Origin of the sequence: Acinetobacter sp. YH12097, assembly GCF_013419225.1 — a bacterium.
GTDB lineage: Bacteria > Pseudomonadota > Gammaproteobacteria > Pseudomonadales > Moraxellaceae > Acinetobacter > Acinetobacter amyesii.
In genome coordinates this window covers 287737-309881 of record NZ_VPAN01000001.1, presented here as the reverse complement: position 1 = coordinate 309881, position 22145 = coordinate 287737, and the positions used below count along the sequence as shown (strand labels likewise).

Sequence of the window (22145 nt, the reverse complement as noted above, 5' to 3'; positions counted from 1 at the left end):
GTCTTAGTCCTTCTTCAAGTGTTTTTCAAGAAGCGCATAGCGTTCGTTTTCGATACGTTCAACTTCTGCAGCAGGAACATAGTAATCCACTTTCTTAGTGAAAGAAGAAACGATGAAGCTAATGATTGCAGCAATGAAAGTAACAACTACTAACCACCAAATATGCCAGATTAATGCGAAGCCCATAACTGTAATAAACATTGCAATTACGAAACCAGCCGCACGGTTTGTTGGCATGTGGATGTCTTCATAGGTAGTTGGTTTAGCGTATGCAACACCATTTTCTTTGTCAGTCCAGAAAGTATCAATACCATTGATCTTTGGAAGATAAGCAAAGTTATAGAATGGTGAAGGAGATGAAGTAGCCCACTCAAGAGTACGACCATCCCAGATATCGCCAGTAACGTCCATGTTGTCTTTGCGTTGAAGGAAACCAACAACAATTTGCATAACAAAACAGAAGATACCGATAGCAACCAATACAGAACCAAATAAAGCGATCGCTAAGTACGGATCCCATTCAGGGTTGTCATATGTATTCAAACGACGAGTCATACCCATGAAACCAAGGATATAAAGTGGCATGAATGCAAAGTAGAAACCGAAGAACCAGAACCAGAACGCTGCTTTACCCCAAGTTTCATTTAGTTTCCAACCAAACATTTTTGGCCAGTAGAAAATGATACCCGCGAACATCGCGAACACTACACCACCAATAATTACGTTATGGAAGTGAGCGATAAGGAATAAAGAGTTGTGTACTAAGAAGTCCGCTGGTGGAACTGCCATTAATACGCCTGTTAAACCACCAATACCGAAAGTCACAAGGAAGCCAAGTGTCCAAAGCATTGGAGTTGTATAGGTGATGCGGCCCTTGTACATGGTGAATAACCAAGAGAAGATTTTCACACCAGTTGGGATCGCAATGATCATGGTCATGATACCGAAGAACGCGTTAACGTTGGCACCAGCACCCATTGTAAAGAAGTGGTGAACCCATACAACGAGTGATAACACACCAATTGCTACAGTTGCGTACACCATAGATTTGTAGCCGAACAGCGCTTTGCGTGAGAACACAGCAGTAACTTCTGAGTAAATACCAAAAGCTGGTAATACCAAGATGTAAACTTCCGGGTGACCCCAAGTCCAAATCAAGTTTACATACAACATTGGGCTACCACCCATGTCATTTGTAAAGAAATGGAAGCCGAAGTAACGGTCAAGTGAAAGCATTGCAATAGTCGCAGTCAAAACTGGGAATGTTGCAACGATAAGCACTACAGTAACTAATGCAGTCCAAGTGAAAATAGGCATGTCCATAAGTTTCATGCCAGGCGCACGCATTTTGATGATGGTAACGAAGAAGTTAACACCAGTAAGAAGCGTACCTAGACCAGAAACCTGAAGTGCCCAGATATAGTAGTCTACACCTACACCTGGAGAGTATTCGATGCCAGAAAGTGGAGGGTAAGCCATCCAACCTGTTGCAGCGAATTCACCAATTGCAAGAGAAGCCATCATCAAGCCCGCAGCGCCGGCGAATAACCAGAAGCTAAGAGAGTTTAATAATGGGAATGCTACGTCACGTGCACCAATTTGAAGTGGTACAGCAACGTTCATTAAACCAACAACTAGACCCATTGCTACGAAGAAGATCATGATTACGCCATGGGCAGTAAAGATCTGGTCATAGTGTTCTGGGTGTAAGTAACCTTCACCGCCACCTTTTGCAAGGAACAGTTGAAGACGCATCATAATCGCATCGGCAAAACCACGCACAAGCATGACAATTGACACGAGGATATACATGATACCAATTTTTTTATGGTCTACAGATGTGAACCATTCGTTCCACAAGTAGCCCCATTTTTTAAAGTAGGTGATACCAGCAACAATTGCGATACCGCCAAGGATCATCATTGCAACAGTAACCAACACGATTGGGTCGTGTGGAATTGCATCTGGTCCTAACTTACCTAATAAGCTCATGTCTTATTCCCCTGCAACAGTCGCATGTTCAACGCCTGCATGAGCTTCAGAAGCAGCAGCTTCGTGTCCAACAGTAGCTGTATGATCAGCACCGTGGTAGTTGCTCATGTATTTGTTAATCACTGATTCGAACAATTTAGGTTCAACTGAAGAATAGTAAGTCACTGGGTGTGGCTTAGTAGGGTAAGGCTTCATTGCTTCAGCTAGAGCCTTCTCTTCAGGAGTAGTTGCTTTGGCAACTAAAACTTCGATCTGGTGTTTAGAACGGTTGCCGTCACGTAAGGTTGCAAATTCAGCTTGGTCTAAAACAGTTTTTTGAACCGCTTCAGGATTAACTGAAGAACCATTACCAGCTTTAACAGCAGAAACCCATTCAGCAAACTGAGCATCAGTCACAGCATGTGCACGGAAGCGCATTTGTGAGAAGCCATAACCTGAATAGTTAGAAGAGAAACCACGGAAGCCTTCAGCAGGACTAGTTTCATCAGCTAATAAGTTCAAGTGAGTTTGCATACCTGCCATAGCATAAATCTGACCACCTAACGCCGGAATGAAAAATGAGTTCATTGTGAAGTTAGATGTTAAACGAAGGCTTACAGGAGTTTTCTCAGGGAAGCGGATCTCGTTTACAGTCGCGATGCCTTGTTCAGGGTAGATGAAGATCCATTTAAATTGTTCAGCAATAACTTGAACAGTTAAAGGAGCTTTATCTGACTCGAGTGGACGGTAAGGGTCATACTTGTGGGAACCCCACCAAGTTAACCAAGCTAAAATAGCGATAATAATTACGGGAATACCCCAAACTACAACTTCAATTGCAGTCGAGTGTGCCCAAGTAGGTGCATAGTCTGCATCTTTATTTGACGCGCGATATTTCCAACCAAACCAAAGAGCCATAAGTGCTGATGGAATAACGACCAACAACATTAGGTAGATCGCAGTAAGCATGAGGTTTGACTGACCTTCAGCAACTGGACCTTTTGAGTTTAGAAGTACCATATCACCACCACACCCAGTTAAGAGTGCAGCGATCGCAGATAAAGACAATACAGCTAAAATTGTTTGTCTCATTTTACAACCTCGGTGAAGAGTCCCATTCCCTAATTTTTAAAATTGGGATAGCGAATAAAGTGTCGCATGATTGTGATTTTTCAGATATGAAAAAAGTTCACAATGATGTGACACCGCTACGTTGTAGGGCATTATGCCTGATATCGGCAAACTAAGCTATACATAAAGATGCTTTAAATGACTGTATTAAAACCCTATTTTGTTGGTCGGGATTGTGTTTTTTTTATCTGAATTTTATTTTAATTTCAATGTAATGCACAAAAAAGGGATGAGAAATTCATCCCTCAATAAAAGTGAAAGTTATTGGTTTATTACCTTGGTTTTTGCTAACTTGTCATGCAAAGTTTGACGCTTTTTGCCGAAAATAAAAACGGAATCGATGATTACGCTTAATGGCATTGATAAAAAGTTCAGGAAAATAAATAAAACACTGCGTAAAGTGAAGCCACGCATGAGGTTTACAGGTTGACTGGTTTCGGCATCTACAATTTTAATCTTGGTGATTTTTTTACCAATGCTTTGACCTGATTTAGCAATCAAATATGCTTGAATGAAAAGCATAATGAAGAGGTAAGCAAACATTGCAATCCAAGCTTGGTTGGGAAACATTTCAACCATTTGTGTTTGTAGTGCTTGTAAAACATTGGGGTCAGCATTTGGGGTCATCACAGCTTGCATAAACTGTTCATTTAGATTGGCAAATTGTGTCTTTTCACTTGGATTAAAAAATGCCGTTAAGATAAAAGTTGCCGGTATCCAAAGGAGTAAATCGACGATTTTAGCCAGGACACGTTTAGGAATACTTGCTAGGCTAGTTTGCTCTTGTACCGCTTGAGACTGTGCGTAGGTATTTGATGGTGTAGTTGCAGTTTGATTTGATTCGAATGCTGTTGGTGCAGTATATCCTGCAGGCATATAAACCAACTGACCTTGAGTGAGTTCACCCAAAGCTTTCCATTCGGTCATACCTTGGTGCCAAACCAAGTCCGTGAGTAACACTTGTTGGCTCGCGAGCATTTGGTTAAGTTGTTCTAAGGTGTAGGGACCAGCTTGTTGGTTATTTCGTGCCAAGTAAATCTGCATAAAACTAAAATCTCAAAAAACGTCTGTAAAAGTATAAATAAAAAAAAAGACCCACATGTGGGTCTTTTTTTAACACAGTTTATTAAGCTTGTTGAGCTTTTTCTTTAGAAAGGAAGAACCAAGTGTCTAATACTGAGTCTGGGTTAAGCGAAACAGACTCAATGCCTTGTTCCATTAACCATTTAGCTAGGTCAGGGTGATCTGAAGGGCCTTGACCACAAATACCTACGTATTTGCCAGCTTTACGACAAGCATGGATTGCCATTGAAAGAAGTGCTTTAACGGCTGGATCACGTTCATCAAATAGGTGAGAAACGATACCAGAGTCACGGTCTAGACCGAGTGTTAACTGAGTTAAGTCGTTAGAACCGATAGAGAAACCGTCGAAATGTTCAAGGAACTGTTCAGCCAACAATGCGTTAGTTGGAAGTTCACACATCATGATCACTTTAAGACCATTTTCACCACGTTTGAGGCCGTTAAGTGCTAACAATTCAATAACACGTTTCGCTTCAGCAACAGTACGTACGAAAGGAATCATGATTTGAATGTTAGTTAAGCCCATTTCGTCACGTGCTTTTTTCAGTGCGCGGCATTCAAGTTCGAAGCAATCACGGAAGTTATCAGATACATAGCGGCTTGCACCACGGAAGCCAAGCATTGGGTTTTCTTCTTCAGGTTCGTATAACTTACCACCGATTAAGTTTGCATATTCGTTTGACTTAAAGTCAGACATACGAACAATCACTGGTTTGTCAGCAAACGCTGCAGCAAGTGTAGAAATACCTTCAACTAGTTTTTCAACATAGAATTCGATAGGAGATGCATAACCCGCAGTACGTGACATTACAGCAGCACGAGTTTCACGTGGTAGGCTGTCAATATTAAGCAATGCTTTAGGATGTACGCCGATCATACGGTTGATGATGAACTCAAGACGAGCAAGACCAACACCTTCGTTAGGAATTTGAGCAAAGTCAAATGCGCGGTCAGGGTTACCTACGTTCATCATGATTTTGAACGGAAGTTTAGGCATAGATTCGATAGAATTGCGTTGGATTTCAAAGTCCAAAGCACCTTCGTAAATAAAGCCTGTGTCACCTTCAGCACAAGAAACAGTCACTTCTTGACCGTCAGTCAATACTTCAGTCGCATTACCACAACCTACAATTGCAGGAACACCAAGCTCACGTGCAATAATCGCAGCGTGACAAGTACGGCCACCACGGTTAGTGACAATTGCAGCTGCACGTTTCATTACTGGTTCCCAATCTGGGTCAGTCATGTCAGATACAAGTACATCGCCGTCTTGAACTTTGTCCATTTCTTTGATTGAAGTCACAATACGAACGCGACCAGAACCAATACGTTGACCGATTGAACGGCCTTCACAAACTACATTACCTTTTTGCTTAAGTAGGTAACGTTCCATGGTGCCAACGTTTTGGCGGCTCTTCACAGTTTCAGGACGTGCTTGAACGATATAGATTTGACCATCATCGCCATCTTTCGCCCATTCGATGTCCATTGCTGAACCATAGTGGTTTTCAATGATCAATGCTTGTTTAGCAAGTTCTTGAAGTTCGTGGTCATTTAAAGCGAATTGTTGACGATCTGCTTTTTCAACGTCTACAACAACCACTGACTTACCTGCAGCACCTTCTTCACCATAAATCATTTTTTGGTGTTTAGAACCAAGGTTACGACGTAATACAGCGTGTTTGCCTGCATTTAAAAGTGGTTTAGATACATAGAATTCGTCAGGGTTTACAGCACCTTGTACAACCATTTCACCTAAGCCATAAGAAGCTGTGATGAAAACTGCGTCGCGGAAACCAGATTCTGTATCTAGTGTAAACATTACACCAGCTGCACCTGTTTCAGAGCGAACCATGCGTTGAACACCTGCAGATAACGCAACGACGTCATGTGCGAAGTTTTGGTGTACACGGTAAGAAATTGCGCGGTCGTTATAAAGTGAAGCAAATACTTCTTTAATCGCAATAAGGACGTTGTCGATACCACGGATGTTCAAGAAAGTTTCTTGTTGGCCAGCAAATGAAGCATCTGGTAAGTCTTCTGCTGTTGCAGATGAGCGAACGGCAACCGCGATATCAGGGTTGCCGTTTGAAAGAGCTGTGAAAGCCTCACGAATTTCTGTTTCAAGTTCAGCTGTAAGCGGAGTGTCTACAATCCATTGACGGATTTTTGCACCAGTTTCAGCAAGTGCATTTACATCGTCAACATTGAGTGCAGCAAGTTCAGCGTTAATTTTAGCGTTTAGGCCACTTTGCTCGAGGAATTCACGATATGCTTGAGCTGTAGTAGCAAAACCACCAGGAACAGATACACCAGCATTTGCGAGATGGCTGATCATTTCACCTAATGATGAGTTTTTACCGCCCACGAGTTCTACGTCGTGTTTCCCTAATTTTTCTAGACCAATTACGCGCGCTTCCAAAGTTGTTACTCCACTTTTGCAGTATTAATCACTATCTTGGCATGAAATTATAACAAATTACTTAGCATTCTAAATTTACTAAGTGACAGTCATGTAAGATGGTTTACTATAATGATTATATAGCACTAAGACAAATTTTGGAGGAGAATTTTAATGTCAGAAGGTAAACAGATTCAGCGTAGTGTTTTCTTTGTTTCGGATGGGACAGCGATTACCGCAGAAACGCTTGGTCATTCACTGTTAGCCCAGTTCCCTCATGTAGATTTTGACATTCATATTATTCCTTATATTACCTCTGAAGAAGCAGCTACAAATGTGGTTGCAGAGATCAATCTTAGAGCGCAGCAAGACGGTCAAAAGCCTTTGGTGTTTGACACCCTTGTAGACCCGTATGTACGTGACATTATTAATACTGCAAATGCGATAAATCTTGATGTTTTTGAAGGGCTTATTAGTAAACTGTCTGACGAGTTAGGTACTGCGCCTACGACTTTAGTCGGTCAAACCCATGCAGTAACAGATTCTGAGTCTTATAAAGCACGTATTGATGCGGTGCATTTTGCTTTAGATAACGATGATGGGGCACGTACTCGTCATTATGATAAAGCCGACTTAATTTTAATCGGGGTATCACGTTCGGGTAAAACACCAACTTCCATCTATCTCTCTTTGCAATTTGGTATTCGTGTAGCGAACTATCCGTTGACAGAAGAAGACTTGGATGACAACCGTTTACCTGCAGTTTTACGTGAGCATAAACATAAGTTATTTGGCTTGATGATTGATGCAGAGCGCCTTGTAGCAATTCGTTCAGAACGTAAGGCCAATAGCCGTTATGCAAGTTTTAGTCAGTGCCAGATGGAATTACGTGCGATTGAAGGTATTTATATTTCAGAAGGAATTAAATACTTAAACGTGTCGGAAATGTCGATTGAAGAAATTTCAACACGTGTTTTACAAATGACAGGACTGAAACGTCGCATTGGTTAAGTGTAAATTGAGCCACTTCGGTGGCTCTTTTAATGATAATAAATTACTGTATAAATTATATAAAAATAGTATTAATTTTTGACTTGTCATACTTTTAATGAATGATAAATATTTAAAATATTGATGAAAATTTTTCTCAACATTTAGACTTAAAATTTAAGCAAATTCTGTATTCAAATGTGTACCAATTTGATGAATTTTTTTGGCTGAAAATTTATAAAATATGGCCTAATTGACAGCTTCAATCTTTTAAAATAATCCGTGTATTGCTGTGTTTTTATCTATGAATTAAGCCTGAATAATCTACTTGATAAGAGTAGTGTATATACTAGATTTAGCACATACAGTTTAATATTTGATCATAATTTTAAAAAATACTGATTTAAATGCTAAAAAAATAGGCAGAAAATAGAATAAAAAATAATCAAACAGTCGCTTTTAGGTGTTAAATCTCAAGAAATGGCATCATTTATTTAATTGATGTGGGTGGGGAATGCTCGAATTGAGACTATTTAGGCTTTAAAAGCAGATATGAAGTGATATTAAAATTGGATTTTTAGCAGTTATTTTCTTATTGAATATAGATTAGAACATAAGTAAATGTCGGCTGAATATGAGCATCGGTATAAATTTTCCTACTTATAATTAGTCATTAAAAGAGTTGTGTAAGACAAAATTAAGAGACTGAAAATTTATTGGTTTGAAATAAAATTTTCATGAAGAATTGATCATAACTATTCAAAAATCGCACTTCTATAAATGAACTGTAGCTGATGATGCAGGTTGGATGCATGATTTAAGTCTGAGCGTTTAAAAAGCATGTAGCACGATTAAAGCTATTTTCATTTATAGATTTTTAAGAATCCTTAGCCTTACCGAATAGAAGTATTCAATAACGTAGGGGATCTAGCAAAAGCCACCAGAGATGGCTATTGGTGTTGTGAGTTTTGATCAATCGGATAAATTCTAGTAATTGTCATGTGAAAATAATTGCAATGTAATTACTTTTCTTTAGGCTGGTTAGATTCGCTGCGCACAATGACATCACACTCAAACGTATGCTCATCTAAAGCCGTGATTGAATTACTCTGAATTTTTGCAATAGGCCAAGTGTTTAAGATGCAGTTGGGCTGCTGTAATGCTGCATAATAATGATCCGATTTTAGGAAGGTTTTGTTCTGAATTGCGGTATTTGGACTGAGTAAATGTCTTAACCAATGGTTCGGCACTTGATCTTCTAAAAAGCGAATCGCCAAAATACTCTTAATACGATTGCTAAATAAACGTCGATTTTTTGCAATCAGTGGATGTTGAATTAATTTATTCAATAGACGTTCAGTACGCGGTAAAACAAATTGCGGTTTGATTTGATAGACCATGATGTTATCTGCAACCTGACATAGATGATGTAGTTCAGAGACCACATGCTGATCTATCCCAATAATTGCGATTTTTTGATTCTTAAAATCATAATCTTTGATCTGTTCTGAACTGATGATCGTTCCACGAAAGTGTTCAAAATCCTCTAGATGATTATTAAAAATATGGTGGGTTGCATCCTGCTTGTTGGCCATATTTATTCCTTGTCTTTTGTTTTTTTAGTTGAGTCTTAGATAGGAATATATTCTGTGATGGGCCAGTCGGGGTAAAGCGTTTTTTCAGTCTGATGAGTCATACAATTTGTCTAGAATTGATTTGCTTGGCCCTTGTCATTTATACATTTCTAGGAGTGAACTGATTTTTTTATGCGTTGAAGTTCATCTTTCGCTCAAGCAGGTCGAAATAATGAGCGACCTGCATGAACAGCTTTTGAGATCTATAATTTTGTGAGTTTTAAAGTGGTTCATCATCTGATGAGTTATAGTCAAGCTGACTCGTGGTTGAATGTTTAAGTTCGGGTTGGTCGGTATGGGTACGTAAATAGTCCATATCACGAATATTTTTTTGTACAGCAACTGCACCAAACAGACTCATTAGGAAAGCCATCATGTAAAAACCTTTTTCACTTAATGCCAGTTCAGCATTCCATAGACCAATGGCAAGAAGTACGAGGCAAATAATGACGGATGCCCAGCACAGTCCAAAGTAGATTGCAGTGACATGCATTCCTTCTAAACGGTCACGAATGATTTTTTGTAGTGAAACCGATGAAAATAATCCATAAAGCAATAAAATGAGATAAAAGCCTTTTTCATTCAACATCATATTTGCATTGAATAAACCTATGCAAAACACCACAGCGCCTAAGATCAGTGCACACCAACTTGCTGCGATAAATGCGGGTGTGGGTTTATTAATATATTGGCTCATCTGCTTATTTTTCTCTTTGTTTTGCTTATGTTTAATATTTATACAGCAATAAAAATGAGTAAAGCAATTATTTCGTTGAGGCAATGATGGTTTTTAAGTACAGGTTTGGTCGTTGTTAGCCGAAACCATATTATCTGTTGACTGCTATCCGTCTAAAGAGCCACAAAAAATGTAGTCACAATTCTACCTTTAGACGGATTAAACGCTTGGATTAGATCATTAAGCTTAGAGTCTTAAGCTAGATCATTTTTGATTTGCATTAAACGTTCGAAGTTTTCAATGCGCTTATCGGTATCGTAAATGTCGCAGGTGAAAATAAATTCATCAACGTCATATTTGGTGAGTAGGTTTTCTAAACCTGCTCGAACGGTTGCATTTGAACCGACTTGTCCCATAGCGTAGAAATTGTCGACAGACATCTTTTCTGCAGCAGACCATAAGCCTTGCATACTGTCGACTGGAGCTTTGAGTTTTAAACTTTGACCACGCATTAAACCTAAAACCCGTTGATAAGCACTCGTTGCTAGATATTCTGCTTCTTCATCTGTTTCAGCAACAACCGTTGGTACGCCCATAGAAACATAAGGTTGATCTAAATAGTCGGATGCTTGGAAATTTTCACGATAGAGCTGAATTGCTTGTCCAAGCATGCGTGGTGCGAAATGAGAAGCAAAAGAATAGGGTAGACCTAAACGTGCAGCGAGTTGTGCACTGAATAGACTTGAACCTAGAAGCCATACAGGAACATGTGTATTTTGTCCCGGTGTGGCAATGATGCGCTGGTGAGGTTCAGGTGCTTTGAAGTATTGTAAAATCTCAAGAACATCTTGTGGAAATTGATCTTCGGTTTCCTGACGGCCACGGCGTAATGCGCGCATGGTGGTTTGGTCAGTACCTGGTGCGCGACCTAAGCCGAGTTCAATACGTCCAGGATATAACGTTTCAAGTGTGCCAAATTGTTCAGCGACAACCAAAGGTGCATGGTTGGGCAACATAATCCCGCCTGAACCGAGCTTGATGGATTGTGTATTTGCTAAGAGATAACCGAGTAAAACCGCAGTTGCAGAACTTGCGATGCCGTCCATATTGTGGTGTTCGGCTAACCATAGACGGTCATAGCCAAGTTGTTCTGCTTTCTGTGCTAACTGGAGTGCATGTTTGAGCGAAAATTCGATGGTTTTATCATCTCGAACAGGTGCGAGTTCAAGTATTGAAAATTTTGTATCGGCTAGAGTACGCATGTTTTCTCTCAGAGATCTTTATATCGAAATAATACGATATAAAAAGCTGAATGTATATCGAATAAATTCGATATGGTTGTGGGGCGGTGTAAAAAGACAACTTTAGATATATCTAAACTTTTTTTATATACAAAAAAAGCACCCGAAGGTGCTGATTTTTTTCCATTGAAATATATCGATTACCGTTTACCGTTTTTGTACCAACCTAAGTGACGACCATTGTCTCCACGGTAGCCTCGGTCGTTATAGCTATAATTATTGGTACGATAGCCACGGTTGTTATAACGACGGTCATAGCGATCATCATAACGACCATTATAGCGGTCATCATAGCGACGGTCTTCAGACACTTTTTTACCTAGTGCAGAACCACCAGCTGAACCAAGTGCAGCACCGATATAACCACCGTTTGTACCGCCCATGTTTTTACCTACGGTATAACCACCTGCGCCACCAAGTGCACCACCGATGATGGCACCATTACGGTCACGTTTGTTTGCCGATGCTGCTGCACCTGCACCGCCACCAATTGCTGAACCAATCATTGCGCCAGTTTGACCGCCAACTTGGTTACCGATTGCTGCACCAACAACACCACCTAAAGCAGATGTTAATGCAGTATTGGTGCTATTACCTGCATGTGTTGCAGTCATAGTAAGTGCTGAAGCGGCAATTGCTGCACTGAATAGAATTTTATTAATTTTCATTTTTAAACTCCTTACGAAGCATGATGTTTATCTGTTGATATCAATATATGAAAACACATAGCAAATATTTGGAGCGTGATGTGAAATAAAATACGTGTTCCGTTGCTGCAATGTAAATTTTGCACTTTATTTCTACATGATTGATTACATGGATAGAGTGGATCAACTCTACATATTTGAGGTGCAATAAATAAAGTTGTACTTATCATTTGAAAAAAGGCGATACATAAAAAAAGCACCCGAAGGTGCTCTTTTCACGATCCAATAAGGACTCACTAATTTTGAATTAGTGACGACGACGGTAACGTTTTTTGTATTTACGTTCTTGGTGTTTGTCGTAAGCTTTATCTTTAGAGATTTTATTACCTAGAGCAGCACCACCAGCAGCACCTAGTGCAGAGCCGATGTAACCACCGTTTGTACCGCCCATGCTTTTACCAACGGTATAACCTGTACCACCACCTAAAGCACCGCCGATAGCAGATTCTGTACGGTTACGTTTATTACTTGCTACCGCAGCACCACCAGCACCACCAAGAGCAGCACCAATTGTAGCGCCGGTATTACCGCCCATGTTTTTACCAATTGCAGTACCTGCAACACTACCTAATGCACTAGCTGCAGCAACGCGTGTTGTACTATCTGCATTTGCAGACACAGTGAACATAGAAGCAGTTGCTAGAGTGGCTGTCATTAAAAGAGTATTCAGTTTCATAGTTCACTCCATGTCCTTCATAAACGCGAGGACTTTTTCATAATCATTTCGATGGCAGTAAATGTAACAAAACTATTCGCTATAAATATGGAGAGCTTTCACTTTATTTAGTGATTTGAGTGTCTAGTTTGTATAAGTTTTATTAATATTGTGAAAAAAATGGTCGAATGCTGAAAATCTGTACGACTTTGTGGAGAAAGGTAGGAGTGATGAATTTCACACTTTAATATTTCGGGTCATCGATAGGCCAAAAAACAATAAATATGTCATTTCAGACCCATTATCGGTACACTAGCGCCATTATTTTGAATTTTGGCATATCCGTGAAAGTTTAGCGGTAGAGCCTGTGTATTGAGATTTTTTGAAAAATGAAAGAATCGTTATGTTTACGATTAGATCAGCTCTCTGACCGTCACGAAGAATTAAATGCATTACTCGCAGATGTAGAAGTCATTTCAGACAACAAACGTTTCCGTCAGTTGTCACGTGAGCATAGTGATTTATCTGAAATCACTGAAGTTTGGAAAAAATACCGTCAAGCTGAAGAAGATATTGAGACTGCTGAAGTAATGATGACGGATCCAGATTTTAAAGAGATGGCCGTTGAGGAAATCAAAGAAAATAAAGCTTTGATCGGTCAGCTTGAAGCAGACTTAAACATTCTGATGATTCCAAAAGATCCGAATGATGCGAACTCTGCTTATTTAGAAATCCGTGCCGGAACAGGTGGTGACGAAGCTGCAATTTTCTCGGGTGACTTGTATCGCATGTACAGTAAATATGCTGAATCACAAGGTTGGCGTATTGAAGTGTTGTCTGAAAATGACGGCGAACACGGCGGTTATAAAGAAGTGATTTGCCTCATCAATGGTGAAGGCGTATATGGTCGTTTGAAATTTGAAAGTGGTGCACATCGTGTACAGCGTGTTCCTGCAACAGAGTCACAAGGTCGTGTTCATACTTCGGCATGTACTGTTGCGATTTTGCCGGAAATTGATGTAGACACAAGTGTTGAAATTAATCCTTCAGAATTACGTATTGATACCTATCGTGCCTCTGGTGCAGGTGGTCAGCACATTAACAAAACTGACTCCGCGGTGCGTATTACCCATATACCAACGGGTACAGTTGTAGAATGTCAGGATGAACGTTCACAACATAAAAACAAAGCCAAAGCGATGGCGCTGTTGGTTTCTCGTTTAGAAAATGCCAAACGTGCGGCGGCAGATGCCGCGACATCTGAAATGCGTCGTGACTTAGTAGGTTCTGGTGACCGTTCTGAGCGTATTCGTACCTATAATTATCCACAAGGTCGTATGACTGATCATCGGATTAACCTAACGCTGTATAAGTTGGATGCAGTGATGGAAGGTGATTTGACTGAATTGCTAGATAGTTTGCATCGTGAATATCAAGCCGATCAGTTGGCATTATTAGCACAGCAGAATGGTGGCTAATGAATATTGCACAGGCTTTGGCCTATCGTGGTGAACCTGAAAGTTATGAACGTCAGGAAAATGCGTGGTTGTTAGAGCACATCACCAAGATTGATTCTTTTGATTTAATCATGAAAAAGGATCAAGAATTGACGGCAGAACAAGAACAACTCTATGTCGACAGTCTTACTCGTATTGCAGCAGGTGAGCCTTTGGCTTATGTCACAGGTTCTCAGCCATTTTGGACGCTAGATTTAAAAGTGACTAAAGATACTTTGGTTCCACGTCCTGATACGGAAGTACTCGTTGAAACTGTACTCCGTTTAGAACTTCCTGAAGATGCTCGTGTGGTCGATTTAGGAACAGGAACTGGTGCTGTAGCCTTGTCATTAGCCAGTGAACGTCCAGATTGGTCAATTGTGGCTTCAGATATTTACGAACCTACCTTGGAAGTTGCTGAGTTTAATGCCAAAAAGCATGATCTTGAACATGTGCAGTTTGTCTTAGGTTCTTGGTTGAAACCTTTTGGACGTGCTTTCTTTGATGTAATTGTGTCAAATCCGCCGTATATCGATGCTGATGATGTACACATGAAAGATTTGGCGACAGAGCCTGAACGTGCTTTGGTTGCAGACAATCATGGACTTGCAGATCTTGAACAAATCATTCTTCAAGCTAAAAAACATTTGACTGTGCATGGTTGGGTGGTGCTTGAACATGGCTATGACCAAGGTGAAGCAGTCAGACATTTGTTCTTACAGGCTGGATATCGAAATGTTCGGACTGTAAAAGATTATGGTGGCAATGACCGTGTCAGCTTAGGTCAGTGGCAACATTGATTTGGTATTAGAGATAGTCAAAAATAAAGCGCATTGAATGCGCTTTATTTTTTTGTTTTTGATATTCGATCAATACTTACATTGGGTAGTCTTGTAAGCTATCGAAAACTTCAACTTGTTCTAAAGCTGATGTTTCTACTGCAAGACAGTAAGCAATAATTTTTGCAGTTGCATTGACTAAATTTTCATCTTTTAGATTCGCACCTGCTTGAATTGCTTCAATGTCATCCGCTTGGATATCCAGTGCATGAGCAACTTCAACTGCATTTTCAGTGCTAAAAAATTGTGAAATCAAATTTTGCAAATCGATATCTGCAACAGTTTTAAGCTGTTCGTGAAACAGTTCATCAATTGCGTCAATCTGAGTGAAAAGAGAATCTGAAAAGTTTTGAACAAGTTGTTGTTCAAGAACATCAATCATCTTAAGCATAGGAAAGCCTTTCAAGGAGATGCAGGAGAATTGAAAAATAAATAAGCAAAGTGCTTTAAATTGAGTGAAAAATAACCTAATTAGACTAAAGTAGCAATCGTTCAAGGATGAATGGTCAGTCTATTTATTGAATATTTTTAAGTTATTGATTTTCTATTAATTAGATGAATATTCAATTTATAAATAGCGAATATCAAATTCTAGGCCTTGAATTCAGGCGCATTATTTTGTCGATACGCACCGGGACTGACGCCTGTCCATTTTTTAAATGCCCGATGAAAAGCACTCGGATCATGAAAATTTAGTTCTTCACTGATATCTTGCAAACTTTTATCGGTATGGGTTAAAAAATCGATGGCAGTATCACGTCGGATATCATTTTTGAGTTGTTGATAACTCACACCTTCACTTTTAAGACGGCGATGCATGGTGGCTTCCGACATATTCATTTTGACCGCCAACTCATAAAACTCTAACCATTCGGCAGGAGAAACGTCTAACAGTTGTTTACGAATTTGGCTACTGAGCGCATACGGGTTTTTAAAGCGCACCAAAAGGTTTTCAGGCGTTTGTTGTAGGAATTGATACCATGAACGTGTGTCTTGTTTGATTGGCAGGGTTAAATAACTGGCATCTAGTTGTATATAGTTTTGACTGGCTTGGTAATGAATATTTTCACAAAAGCGAACTTTATAGTCGTGATCATCAAGCGGCGCATCACATTTGAATTGGATTTGATTTAACAAAATTCGTTGTCCACTCAGCCAGCACAGTAGCGTATGGATGAGCATTAAATAAGTTGCATAGCTGAACATGCGTTTAGGCGCTTGTTGGTCATAGATCACGATATAAGCAAAGTGATCTTCAATGGTTAAATCACTATGCAATTCATCTAAAACCAGATTTAAAAACTGCAAAATTTGCTTGAGTGCATCTCCCAAAGTGCTGTTATGCATGACCATTTTTGAAAGCAGTTTGAAACTACCACGTCGCATGGCATGCCGATCCATGCCAAAAAATTCATCATCCATCACATCTGCAAGATGAGTCCATAAAGCCGCATATTGTGAAACGGAAACTCTGGTTTTACTCGATAGCAGTAACTCAGAGGGAATACCCGCCTTTTGTAAAATAGCAGAAATATCAAATTGCTTTTTTTGCGCATCGTATAATGCTTCATGCACCAAGTCGATTGAAATCGTCCCTTTGCTGTATTCGAGTCCATGCTTCGGCATATGTGCGGATAGGTCCTTGTTCAGAATTGTCCAAATACATCAGAAAAGATGCAACATTTGGAAATTGTACTGAATAAATTCTCTGTTTACTCTGCATCTTAAGTCGAATTTAAAACAAGACATCGTAAATAGGGAATTGATATGGACATTAAAGGAAAAGTTTTTGTTGTGACTGGTGGTGCATCAGGACTAGGCGCTGCGACAGCAACACATCTGATTGGCCTGGGTGCAAAAGTGATTATTGTGGATATGAATCATGAGCATGGCGAAGCGATGCAACGTCAACTGGGTGATCATGCCAAATTTGTTCAATTGGATGTTACCGATGAACAAGCGGTCGGTACTTTCTTTGTACAAGTTGAAGCGGAATTTGGTCAACTTAATGGCTTAGTGAACTGTGCAGGTATCGCACCCTCTGCAAAAGTTTTAGGTCGTGACGGATTACATGATTTGGCGATGTTCCAAAAAGTATTAAATATTAATGTTTCAGGCACATTCAATATGCTGCGCTATGCGGCACAACTGATTGCTAAATATGAATTAAAAGCAGGTGAAGAAGAGCGTGGCGTAATTGTGAATACGGCATCGGTAGCGGCTTTTGATGGTCAAATTGGTCAGTCGGCTTATGCAGCATCAAAAGGGGCAGTGGTTGCAATGACATTACCTCTTGCACGTGAGCTTGCACGTGAATCAATCCGTGTGATGACCATTGCTCCGGGCATTATGGAAACGCCGATGCTCAAAGGCTTAGCACAAAATGTACAAGATGCTTTGGGGCAAATGGTGCCTTTCCCTCCACGTTTAGCAAAACCACAAGAGTTTGCAAACTTAGTGACGCATATTTTTGAAAATGCTTATCTCAATGGCGAAGTGATACGTCTTGATGGCGCGATCCGTATGCAGCCTAAATAGTTATTTATTAAAACTGCTTATTCAGGCTTCTACGACGGAGTCTGATCGAGAATAACTTTGTTGACAGTAGCTCATCTTGTTACTTTTGTTTTAGGCAAAAGTAACCAAAATCATTGTCATTTGCAAAACTCGTCATCAAGTATTTATTGATTTACGGGTCGCAGAAACACTAGAGATTAATAGCGTCCTGCCTCAGACAGTTGTAAATGACGTCGTCGTGTATCCAACTTTGCTTTATACAGCCAAAGAATTTTTAATTCCGCAGTTATCCAAAATTTAAAGCTATTCCCGCTATAAAAGATTTAGAAAAGGAAGTCTCATGATTTTAAATGATGAACAAAAAATGGTTCAGGACATGATGCGAAGCTATTCGCAAGAAAAACTGAAACCAACGGCTGCAGAGCGTGACAAAACGGCAGCATTTCCTGCACAAGAGCTAAAGGAACTTGGTGAGCTGGGTGCTTTAGGCATGACGGTTTCTGACGAATGGGGTGGTGCAGGTTTAGACTATGTGTCTTTGGTTGTTGCCTTAGAAGAAATTGCTGCAGGTGATGGTGCGATTTCGACGATTGTTAGCGTACAAAACTCACTGCCATGTGGCATTACGCAGCGTTATGGTACAGAAGCACAAAAAGAAAAATACTTAAAAAAATTAGCCACTGGCGAATGGTTAGGTTGTTTTTGCTTAACAGAACCACAAGTGGGTTCAGATGCGAGTGCATTGGAATGTAAAGCGGAGCGTGATGGTGATGAGTGGGTGTTAAATGGCACCAAGCAATTTATTACCACAGGAAAACATGCCCAAGTAGCCTTAGTTTTTGCGGTAACGGACAAGTCTGCAGGTAAAAAAGGGATTTCGTGCTTTTTAGTACCAACGGATGCGCCAGGTTATATCGTAACGCGTTTAGAAGACAAAATGGGTCAGCATTGTTCCGATACAGCAACTATTGTTTTAGATGACTGTCGTATTCCTGCGGATAGTCTTTTAGGCCAAGAGGGGGAAGGCTATAAAATTGCCTTATCAAACCTAGAGTCAGGTCGAATTGGTATTGCTGCGCAGTCTGTGGGTATGGCCCGTGCGGCATTAGATGCGGCTGTTGAATATGCCAATGAACGCAAGGCATTTGGGGTGGAGATTGTACAGCATCAGGCCGTGGCATTTCGCCTAGCAGATATGGCCACCCAAATTGAGGCGGCACGCCAATTAATCTTCCATGCAGCGACTTTAAAAGATGCCGGTTTTCCATGTTTAAAAGAAGCCTCAATGGCGAAACTTTTTGCATCGACGATGGCTGAACGAGTGTGTTCAGATGCGATTCAAATTCATGGGGGCTATGGTTATGTATCTGATTTCCCAGTAGAACGAATTTATCGTGATGTGCGTGTCAGTCAAATCTATGAAGGTGCGTCGGACATTCAACGTCTGGTGATTGCACGTGAAGTCACCAAAGGATAGGTGATTAAAAAATAGACTTTGGTCGATGTTCAAACCCTGCAATGGCGTTGATGGTTATGGAAATTGCAGGGGACATCCAAACATGGTTATCTAGGTATACACAGTCTAAGAATAGATTGTTTAACAAAGTATAAGTTTCAAAACTAAAAAACCGACATTGCAATCGGTGTATGGAATAGCAGTAAAGGCGGATGTGGCAAAGGAATCGTCACTAGTACGCAGCGGTACAACAACAAGATGAATAAACCTCAAAGTCTTGCACTTTGAATCATAGAGAACTGGATAGGAATTGTCGTCATGAAGACACTAGAACAAGCATATCGTGATTTTAATTTTGAAAAGATGGTTACAGAACAATTGGTCGGTACGCCAAGTTCAATCAATGCTTATGATGAATGTTGTGGGCGCTATGTTGGGCAAAATCGAACTGCGCTGATCTGGGAAGGTAAAAATGGTGAATCTGAGCAATGGACTTTTGAGCAATTAGATTTAGCTTCTGCACAATTGGCAAATTATTATCAGCGCATTGGATTGAAAGCAGGTGATTGCATTGCAGGTCTTTTACCTCGCACAGCAGAGTTGTTGATCACCGTATTGGCAACATGGCGTATAGGGGCAATTTATCAACCGTTGTTTACTGCATTTGAGTCCAAAGCGATTGAACATCGAGTGCAAACTGCGGGAACAAAGCTGATTGTAACCAACACTGAGCAACGATCAAAACTCAATCATATTGATTTACCGCATATTTTAACTGTACATGCCGATCAAGCAATTCAGACAGATCCTGACTTTTGGTCAGAGTTGCAATTGCATGACGCCACATTTAACTCAGTTCCCCGTTCATTTGACGATGAATTTTTAATGATGTTTACCTCAGGGACGACCGGTTTAGCCAAGTCTGTACCTGTGCCACACAAAGCGTTATTGGCATTTAAAGGGTATATGACACATGCGGTTGATTTGCGTGATGAAGATTCATTTTGGAATTTGGCAGATCCGGGTTGGGCTTATGGTTTGTACTATGGAATTGCAGGGCCATTAAGTTTAGGACACAGCATTATTATGGATGAACGTGCTTTTAGTGTTGATCATGCACTTCAAGTCATCAAAAAATATAAAGTCAGTAATTTGACCGGTTCTCCAACGGCTTTTCGTATGTTCTTTGGCTTCAAAGAAAAATTTGACGCATCCATAAAATCACATTTACGGGTTGTGAGTAGCGCAGGTGAGCCGCTAACGCCTGAAGTGATTCAATGGTTTAATCACGACTTAAACGTCAATATTTATGACCAATATGGACAAACGGAACTTGGAATGGTGATTGCAAATCATCATGCCTTAGAACACTACAAAAAAGTGGGTTCAGCCGGTTTTGCTATACCGGGTCATCGTTTCGCGGTGCTCAATAAAGACTATCAAGAAATTGAACGTGGTGGGATTGGAACATTGGCATTAGACTGGTCGCAATCTCCACTCATGTGGTTCACAGGCTATGGTGGCAATAACCGTAAAGCCTTTGTAGGTAACTACTATTTAACTGGTGATACTGTTCGTTTAAATGAAGAAGGTGGAATTGATTTTGTGGGTCGTGCTGACGATGTCATTACAACGTCAGGCTATCGTGTAGGACCTTTCGATGTGGAAAGCACATTATTAGAGTGCGAAGAGGTTTTAGAGTCGGCAGTTGTTGGTAAGCCTGATCCTGAGCGGACTGAATTGGTCAAAGCTTTTGTGGTATTGAAACCACAATATCAAGCAAGTTCTGAACTCATGGATAAGCTACAAGCCTATGTAAGATCACGTTTATCCAAGCATGCTTATCCAAAAGAAATTGAATTTGTTGATGGGTTGCCTAAAACATCGAGTGGAAAAATCCAACGTAATCTGTTGAAGCAACAAGAAGTGGCCAAAGCACAATGTATGCAAAAGGTCAGTTAAGTTTAGGCTGAGATAGATTAAAGGAAAGGCTGCGTAAATGCAGCCTTTTTTGATTTGCTTATTTAAGTTGGATAATAATTATTTTTGAGTTTGCAATTTTAATGCTGAGACATCGGTAAATGTTTTGGAAAGCTAATGAGGCAAAGCTGTGCAGAAATAAGTGCACAAGCAAACATGATTGTGACTAAACCTAAGCTGCCAAAATTACTAAATTTACCGGTTAAAGTTGTAATGATCGCACCAAAGCCAAATTGTAAAGCACCTAATAATGCAGATGCTGTACCAGCATTTTTATGCTGAAACATAAGAGCCAAATGGCTTCCGGTAGGCATAATGAAACCTAAAAGTGCAACGGCGATAAATAGTGCGCTACAGAAGAATATTAGATTTGAATAGCCTGAGCATTGTGCAAGGAGCAATACAGCCATAATGAGTAAGAAACTGCTGTTCATGATTTTATAGGCATTCAGTGGTCCAAATTTTTCATGCACTTTGGGGTTAAAGATTGCAGCAGCAATTAAACCAAATGCATTGAATGCAAAGAGCAGGCTAAATTGGGTAGAACTCAACTGATACTCACTGATAAATACACTGGCTGAACCAGCGATATAGGCAAAGAAGCCAGCTTGTGCAATACACAGTGTGAGTGAGTAAATGATGAACTTACGATCCCTGATAATTTGCCCATATAATTTGATGGTTTGTGAGAGCTTGAATTGTTGACGCAATTCCACTTGACGTGTTTCAGGGAGTAGCATTGCAACGGCTGCCAATACAATCGCGGCATATACGGCTAAAAAAATAAAAATATTTCGCCATGAACCTAAAGCCTGTAAGCCATCGCCAATTAGAGGTGCAGCCACCGGTGAAAGGCCTAATATCGCCAAAACCATTGACATCATTTTGCCCATTGCCGGGCCTTGAAACTGATCTTTGATAATCGCAAAGGCAATCACCATCCCAATTGAACCACCTAAACCTTGAATAAAGCGAATCCATTGTAATTGTTCAACGCTTTGTGCAAATGTGTAGCCGATCGAGCCTAAAATATAAATCCCTAAACCTAAGTAAATAAGCGGCTTACGGCCAAATTTATCCGATAGTGGGCCATACATCAGCTGGCCAAGCATTAAACCCACAAAAAATGTCATCAAACTCAGTTGGATCGCACCTTCGCTACTCCCTAAAGATGTTGCCATAACGGGAATGCTTGGTAGGTACATATCAATACCTATCGGGCCGATGGTTGCGAGTAATGCAATGAGTATGGGCATTGCACGTGTATTTGATGCTGTCATAATGTGGTTGGATCTTGTGGAAAGCAGC

At 40.3% G+C, this 22145-nt stretch carries 18 protein-coding genes; 6 read left to right on the top strand and 12 right to left on the bottom strand.

Annotated features, from left to right (window positions below; translation table 11 throughout):
- Window positions 1-3: 3 nt before the first annotated feature.
- From cyoB to ppsA, 4 genes are all read right to left on the bottom strand, one after another.
- Entirely contained in the window at window positions 4-1992 is a 1989-nt protein-coding gene (gene cyoB, locus FTU37_RS01370; RefSeq protein ID WP_180026420.1) for a cytochrome o ubiquinol oxidase subunit I, read from the bottom strand.
- Window positions 1993-1995: 3 nt separating this feature from the next.
- On the bottom strand, window positions 1996-3063 hold the full coding sequence (cyoA, locus tag FTU37_RS01365) for a ubiquinol oxidase subunit II (RefSeq protein WP_078193967.1): 1068 nt from the start codon (window positions 3061-3063) through the stop codon (window positions 1996-1998).
- Window positions 3064-3363: 300 nt separating this feature from the next.
- Complete coding sequence (locus FTU37_RS01360; protein ID WP_180088162.1) at window positions 3364-4146, bottom strand: RDD family protein; 783 nt, start codon at window positions 4144-4146, stop codon at window positions 3364-3366.
- A gap of 82 nt (window positions 4147-4228) precedes the next feature.
- Window positions 4229-6607 carry a phosphoenolpyruvate synthase gene (ppsA, locus tag FTU37_RS01355; RefSeq protein ID WP_180123642.1) on the bottom strand — a complete coding sequence of 793 codons (2379 nt, stop codon included), beginning with the start codon at window positions 6605-6607 and terminating at the stop codon, window positions 4229-4231.
- Between the two features lie 153 nt (window positions 6608-6760).
- Here ppsA and FTU37_RS01350 point away from each other — a divergent pair, with 153 nt between their 5' ends.
- Window positions 6761-7597 carry a pyruvate, water dikinase regulatory protein gene (locus FTU37_RS01350; RefSeq protein ID WP_078193964.1) on the top strand — a complete coding sequence of 279 codons (837 nt, stop codon included), beginning with the start codon at window positions 6761-6763 and terminating at the stop codon, window positions 7595-7597.
- Window positions 7598-8598: 1001 nt separating this feature from the next.
- On the opposite strand, the gene FTU37_RS01345 is transcribed toward FTU37_RS01350, so the two are convergent.
- The 5 genes from FTU37_RS01345 to FTU37_RS01325 all read right to left on the bottom strand — a co-directional run bounded on the left by FTU37_RS01345 (window position 8599) and on the right by FTU37_RS01325 (window position 12570).
- Window positions 8599-9171 (bottom strand): flavoprotein, encoded by a 573-nt coding sequence (locus tag FTU37_RS01345; RefSeq protein WP_180004943.1) that lies wholly within the window; start codon window positions 9169-9171, stop codon window positions 8599-8601.
- 259 nt (window positions 9172-9430) lie between these two features.
- Entirely contained in the window at window positions 9431-9907 is a 477-nt protein-coding gene (gene yiaA, locus FTU37_RS01340; protein WP_180007913.1) for an inner membrane protein YiaA, read from the bottom strand.
- A 233-nt stretch (window positions 9908-10140) separates the two neighbouring features.
- A complete protein-coding gene (locus FTU37_RS01335; protein ID WP_180123641.1) occupies window positions 10141-11148 on the bottom strand; it encodes an LLM class flavin-dependent oxidoreductase in 1008 nt (335 codons plus the stop codon).
- Between the two features lie 179 nt (window positions 11149-11327).
- On the bottom strand, window positions 11328-11855 hold the full coding sequence (locus tag FTU37_RS01330; protein ID WP_168377731.1) for a hypothetical protein: 528 nt from the start codon (window positions 11853-11855) through the stop codon (window positions 11328-11330).
- Between the two features lie 286 nt (window positions 11856-12141).
- Window positions 12142-12570, bottom strand: a complete 429-nt coding sequence (locus tag FTU37_RS01325) for a glycine zipper domain-containing protein (protein ID WP_078193959.1) — start codon at window positions 12568-12570, stop codon at window positions 12142-12144.
- A 368-nt stretch (window positions 12571-12938) separates the two neighbouring features.
- Here FTU37_RS01325 and prfA point away from each other — a divergent pair, with 368 nt between their 5' ends.
- Both prfA and prmC read left to right on the top strand, forming a co-directional pair.
- On the top strand, window positions 12939-14027 hold the full coding sequence (gene prfA / locus FTU37_RS01320) for a peptide chain release factor 1 (protein WP_180123640.1): 1089 nt from the start codon (window positions 12939-12941) through the stop codon (window positions 14025-14027).
- The gene (gene prmC / locus FTU37_RS01315; RefSeq protein WP_180123639.1) at window positions 14027-14845 is read left to right on the top strand and encodes a peptide chain release factor N(5)-glutamine methyltransferase; all 819 of its coding nucleotides are present in this window, start codon (window positions 14027-14029) and stop codon (window positions 14843-14845) included. The genes prfA and prmC overlap by 1 nt, the downstream gene beginning before the upstream one ends.
- A gap of 76 nt (window positions 14846-14921) precedes the next feature.
- Here the strand turns inward: prmC and FTU37_RS01310 are convergent, their stop codons facing one another.
- Window positions 14922-15275 carry a hypothetical protein gene (locus FTU37_RS01310; RefSeq protein WP_180026411.1) on the bottom strand — a complete coding sequence of 118 codons (354 nt, stop codon included), beginning with the start codon at window positions 15273-15275 and terminating at the stop codon, window positions 14922-14924.
- Between the two features lie 200 nt (window positions 15276-15475).
- Window positions 15476-16510 carry an AraC family transcriptional regulator gene (locus FTU37_RS01305; RefSeq protein ID WP_180040374.1) on the bottom strand — a complete coding sequence of 345 codons (1035 nt, stop codon included), beginning with the start codon at window positions 16508-16510 and terminating at the stop codon, window positions 15476-15478.
- Window positions 16511-16651: 141 nt separating this feature from the next.
- On the opposite strand from FTU37_RS01305, the gene FTU37_RS01300 reads away from it, so the two are divergent.
- The 3 genes from FTU37_RS01300 (at window position 16652) to FTU37_RS01290 (ending at window position 20819) form a co-directional block, all read left to right on the top strand.
- Window positions 16652-17422 (top strand): SDR family NAD(P)-dependent oxidoreductase, encoded by a 771-nt coding sequence (locus tag FTU37_RS01300; RefSeq protein WP_180040376.1) that lies wholly within the window; start codon window positions 16652-16654, stop codon window positions 17420-17422.
- A 319-nt stretch (window positions 17423-17741) separates the two neighbouring features.
- Window positions 17742-18878, top strand: a complete 1137-nt coding sequence (locus FTU37_RS01295) for an acyl-CoA dehydrogenase family protein (RefSeq protein ID WP_180051140.1) — start codon at window positions 17742-17744, stop codon at window positions 18876-18878.
- A gap of 297 nt (window positions 18879-19175) precedes the next feature.
- Window positions 19176-20819, top strand: coding sequence for an AMP-binding protein (locus FTU37_RS01290; RefSeq protein ID WP_180123638.1), 1644 nt, complete (start codon window positions 19176-19178; stop codon window positions 20817-20819).
- Between the two features lie 98 nt (window positions 20820-20917).
- Here the strand turns inward: FTU37_RS01290 and FTU37_RS01285 are convergent, their stop codons facing one another.
- Entirely contained in the window at window positions 20918-22117 is a 1200-nt protein-coding gene (locus tag FTU37_RS01285; RefSeq protein ID WP_257225214.1) for a multidrug effflux MFS transporter, read from the bottom strand.
- Window positions 22118-22145: the final 28 nt, after the last annotated feature.

Excerpts from the sequence above, each read along its gene's own strand:
- FTU37_RS01285 (WP_257225214.1), bottom strand. The coding sequence starts at position 22,117 with ATGACAGCATCAAATACACGTGCAATGCCCATACTCATTGCATTACTC.
- FTU37_RS01295 (WP_180051140.1), top strand. The coding sequence starts at position 17,742 with ATGATTTTAAATGATGAACAAAAAATGGTTCAGGACATGATGCGAAGC.
- cyoB (WP_180026420.1), bottom strand. The coding sequence starts at position 1,992 with ATGAGCTTATTAGGTAAGTTAGGACCAGATGCAATTCCACACGACCCA.
- FTU37_RS01350 (WP_078193964.1), top strand. The coding sequence starts at position 6,761 with ATGTCAGAAGGTAAACAGATTCAGCGTAGTGTTTTCTTTGTTTCGGAT.
- prfA (WP_180123640.1), top strand. The coding sequence starts at position 12,939 with ATGAAAGAATCGTTATGTTTACGATTAGATCAGCTCTCTGACCGTCAC.
- yiaA (WP_180007913.1), bottom strand. The coding sequence starts at position 9,907 with ATGAGCCAATATATTAATAAACCCACACCCGCATTTATCGCAGCAAGT.
- prmC (WP_180123639.1), top strand. The coding sequence starts at position 14,027 with ATGAATATTGCACAGGCTTTGGCCTATCGTGGTGAACCTGAAAGTTAT.
- FTU37_RS01345 (WP_180004943.1), bottom strand. The coding sequence starts at position 9,171 with ATGGCCAACAAGCAGGATGCAACCCACCATATTTTTAATAATCATCTA.
- FTU37_RS01300 (WP_180040376.1), top strand. The coding sequence starts at position 16,652 with ATGGACATTAAAGGAAAAGTTTTTGTTGTGACTGGTGGTGCATCAGGA.
- FTU37_RS01325 (WP_078193959.1), bottom strand. The coding sequence starts at position 12,570 with ATGAAACTGAATACTCTTTTAATGACAGCCACTCTAGCAACTGCTTCT.
- FTU37_RS01305 (WP_180040374.1), bottom strand. The coding sequence starts at position 16,510 with ATGCCGAAGCATGGACTCGAATACAGCAAAGGGACGATTTCAATCGAC.
- FTU37_RS01360 (WP_180088162.1), bottom strand. The coding sequence starts at position 4,146 with ATGCAGATTTACTTGGCACGAAATAACCAACAAGCTGGTCCCTACACC.
- FTU37_RS01330 (WP_168377731.1), bottom strand. The coding sequence starts at position 11,855 with ATGAAAATTAATAAAATTCTATTCAGTGCAGCAATTGCCGCTTCAGCA.
- cyoA (WP_078193967.1), bottom strand. The coding sequence starts at position 3,063 with ATGAGACAAACAATTTTAGCTGTATTGTCTTTATCTGCGATCGCTGCA.
- FTU37_RS01290 (WP_180123638.1), top strand. The coding sequence starts at position 19,176 with ATGAAGACACTAGAACAAGCATATCGTGATTTTAATTTTGAAAAGATG.
- FTU37_RS01335 (WP_180123641.1), bottom strand. The coding sequence starts at position 11,148 with ATGCGTACTCTAGCCGATACAAAATTTTCAATACTTGAACTCGCACCT.
- FTU37_RS01310 (WP_180026411.1), bottom strand. The coding sequence starts at position 15,275 with ATGCTTAAGATGATTGATGTTCTTGAACAACAACTTGTTCAAAACTTT.